The organism is Streptomyces sp. CO7 (genome assembly GCF_053474865.1).
On the sequence record NZ_JBRIOU010000010.1, the window covers coordinates 45,361 to 48,913 of the forward strand.

3 protein-coding genes are annotated in these 3,553 nt (G+C 74.8%); 2 read left to right on the forward strand and 1 reads right to left on the reverse strand.

The window, feature by feature from the left end; translation table 11 throughout:
* On the reverse strand, positions 1–854 hold an 854-nt coding region (locus ACOV8S_RS28490), incomplete at its 3' end, for an SURF1 family protein (RefSeq protein ID WP_448321381.1).
* 213 nt (positions 855–1,067) lie between these two features.
* On the opposite strand from ACOV8S_RS28490, the gene ACOV8S_RS28495 reads away from it, so the two are divergent.
* Complete coding sequence (locus ACOV8S_RS28495; protein ID WP_448321382.1) at positions 1,068–2,912, forward strand: S9 family peptidase; 1,845 nt, start codon at positions 1,068–1,070, stop codon at positions 2,910–2,912.
* Positions 2,913–3,010: 98 nt separating this feature from the next.
* Complete coding sequence (locus ACOV8S_RS28500; RefSeq protein ID WP_448321383.1) at positions 3,011–3,508, forward strand: ATP-binding protein; 498 nt, start codon at positions 3,011–3,013, stop codon at positions 3,506–3,508.
* Positions 3,509–3,553 lie beyond the last annotated feature (45 nt).

Consider the following 3,553-nt stretch of genomic DNA (forward strand, 5'->3'; position numbering starts at 1 on the left):
GCGGACTCCCGCCGCTCCTGCGTTTCCGGGGCCTGTCCGGTGGCCGCGGCGCCGGCGTCGGCAGCGTTCGCGGCGTCGTCCGCGTCCTCGGGGAGGATGCCCAGCTCGGCGTCCCGGACGAACTCCGCCTCACGCCGCAGCAGCCGGTACCACATGAAGATCACGAAGCCGGCGAAGACGAACCACTCGCCGGTGTAGCCCAGGTTCTGGAAGGCCTTCAGGTCCAGCCCGCTGCCGGGCGCGGCCGCGGGCGGCACCGCCTTCATGCCCGCGTCGCCCTTGTTGAGCACGACCCAGGCGTCGTACACCTCGTACGGCACCAGGTTGACCAGCGAGGCGGCGCTGATCGCGCCGGTCTGCCCCGCGGGCAGGCCGCCGGCCGCGGGCACGCCGTTCTGGCCGGGCACCTCGGACACCTGCAGCGCGCCCGTCACCGTGACCTCCCCCTCGGGAGGGGCGGGCACGTCGGCCGCGTCGGGCGTGCCGGGCAGCCAGCCGCGCACCACGGGCAGCGCCCTGCCGTCGCCGGTGCGGAGCATGGTCAGCACGTAGGAGCCGCGCCGCTCGTCCACCTCGCGGTCCGGCACCAGCAGCTGCTCGCCGTACCGGCCGGTGACGGTGGCCTGGTCGCCGACCGTCCGCTTGTCGACGGGGAGCAGCTCGGCCAGCGGCCGCGCGGTGCTCGGGTCGGCCTTGCGGTCCTCGGCGGCCTGGGCCGTCGCGTCGCGGTGGCCGTCCACCCGGGTCTCGAACCGGTCCAGCTGCCATGTCCCCATGAACACGCAGAACGGCACGGCGAGCAGCACGAAGACGTTGATCCCCCACCAGCGGGGCGTCAGCAGGAACCGGTACACCCCACCCACGGTACCGGGGCCCCGCCCCGTCCCCGGGGCCGGGATGCCCGCCCGGCCGTCGGGAGCCGCCGCCGCGAGGCCGCCGGGACCGGTGCCCCGAACGCCGCCGGGACCGGTGCCCCGAACGCCGCTCCGGCCATCGTCCGAACCGCTGCCCGAACCGTTGCCCGCACCACTCCGCGCCCGGGCCCGCCGAGCAGGCACTATGGGGCCATGACTGACACCACCGGCCGCGCCGAGGCCCCGGAGACGCCCACGACCATGCCCGACTGGGAGAAGAGGTTCAGGGCCCCGCGCGTGTCCCTGCCCGACTGGGCGGAGGACGCCCCCGACCGCTCCCTGTTCGTCTCCAACGCGACGGGTACCTACGAGCTGTACGCCTGGGACCGCGCCACCGGCGCCCAGCGCCAGGTCACCGACCGCCCCAACGGCACCACGGACGGCACGCTGACCCCCGACGGCGCCTGGATCTGGTGGTTCGACGACACCGACGGCGACGAGTTCGGCGTCTGGCGCCGCCAGCCGTTCCACGGCGGCCCGGACGAGGAGGCCGTCCCCGGCCTGGAGCCCTCCTACCCGGCCGGTCTCGCCCTGGGCAGGGACGGCCGCACCGCGGTGGTCGGCCGCTCCGCCGACGACGAGGGCACCACCATCCACCTGGCCCGGGACGGCGAGGACCCGGTGGAGATCTACCGGCACCCGGAGTCCGCCGGGGTCGGCGACCTGTCCCACGACGGCTCGCTGATCGCCGTCGAGCACACCGAGCACGGCGACGCCATGCACTCCGCCCTGCGCGTGCTGCGTCCCGACGGCAGCACCGTCGCCGAGCTCGACGACACCAAGGCCGGCACCGTCGAACTGGGCCTGGAGGTCCTCGGTTTCGCCCCGGTCGACGGCGACACCCGGCTGCTCGTCGGCCACCAGCGCCGCGGCCGCTGGGAGCCCATGGTCTGGGACGTCGCCACCGGCGAGGAGACCGACCTGGCCCTGGAACTGCCCGGCGACGTGAGCGCCGAGTGGTACCCGGACGGATCCGCGCTGCTGATCGCGCACAGCTTCGAGGCGCGCAGCGAGCTCTTCCGCTACGACCTGGCCGGCCGCGCCCTGGAGGAGATCGACACGCCGCCCGGCACGGTCTCCGGCGCCACCGCCCGCCCCGACGGCAGCGTGGAGTACCTGTGGTCCTCCGCGGCCCGGCCTCCGGTGGTGCGCTCCACCTCCGGCCGGGTGGTGCTCGACCCGCCCGGCATGAAGGCCCCGGAGTCGGTGCCGGTGGAGGACGTCTGGGTGGAGGGCCCCGGCGGCCGCATCCACGCGCTGGTGCAGAAGCCGGCCGGCGCCACGGGCCCGCTGCCCACCGTCTTCGAGATCCACGGCGGCCCCACCTGGCACGACAGCGACGCCTTCGCGGCCGGCCCCGCCGCCTGGGTGGACCACGGGTACGCGGTGGTCCGGGTCAACTACCGCGGCTCCACCGGCTACGGCCGGGAGTGGACGGACGCCCTCAAGCACCGGGTGGGCCTGATCGAGCTGGAGGACATCGCCGCGGTCCGCGAGTGGGCCGTCTCCTCGGGTCTCGCCGACCCCGCCCGCCTGGTCCTGACCGGCGGCTCCTGGGGCGGTTACCTCACCCTGCTCGGCCTGGGCACCCAGCCGGAGGCGTGGGCGGTCGGCATCGCCGCCGTCCCGGTCGCCGACTACGTGACGGCGTACCACGACGAGATGGAGGCGCTGAAGGCCATGGACCGCACGCTCCTGGGCGGCACCCCGGAGGAGGTCCCCGAGCGCTTCGAGGCGTCGTCCCCGATCACCTACGTCGACCGGGTCACCGCGCCGGTCTATCTCTCCGCCGGCGTGAACGACCCGCGCTGCCCGATCCGGCAGATCGACAACTACGTCAAGCGCCTGGAGGGCCGCGGGGCGGTCCACGAGGTCTACCGCTACGACGCGGGGCACGGCTCGCTGGTGGTCGACGAGCGCATCAAGCAGGTCCGGCTCGAACTCGACTTCGCGGCACGGCACCTGCCGGGAGCGGACTCCGGAGCGGCCCGTCCGTGAACTGTCCGTAGTGGCCGACGACGCCTCGGTATACGTAAAGTCACGATTTGTTCACTCTCCGATGCGTCAACGCCCCGCGTGCGGGATACGGATAGGCCGTGCTCACAGATTCGACCAGCTCCCACCAGAACCCCCGGCGGCGCGTGTCCGAGCGGCACGCGCCGGCGGCCGGGGGTCCCGGGTGTGCCGAACCCCTCGTGTTCGCCTCCCAGTTCAGGTCCTCGCCCCGCGGGGCCCGGCAGGCCCGGCACTGCGCCGTGCGCCGGCTCGCCGAGTGGGGATTCCCGCCGACCTCCGACCTGTCCTGCGCGGTCGCCCTGCTGGTCGGTGAGCTGGCCGCCAACGCGGTGCGCCACGGGCGGGTGCCGGGGCGGGACTTCGCGCTCCGGCTCACCGTCGACGAACTGGGCGGCCTCGCCCGCGTCGAGGTGATCGACGCCTCCGAGACCCCGCCGCCCTCCGTCGCCGCGCAGGCCGCGCCGGATGACGAGTCGGGGCGGGGCCTCCTCCTGGTCGACGCGCTGGCCGTCCGCTGGGGCTCGCAGCCGCGGCAGCCGATCGGCAAGATCGTCTGGGCGGAGCTCAAGACCGGCTGAGCCGACCCGGTCCTGGCGACAGGGACTTGGGGCTCCCCTCGAGGA

What these genes read in the sequence shown, in the direction of transcription:
- ACOV8S_RS28495 (WP_448321382.1), top strand. Translation starts at nt 1,068, where the DNA reads ATGACTGACACCACCGGCCGCGCCGAGGCCCCGGAGACGCCCACGACC.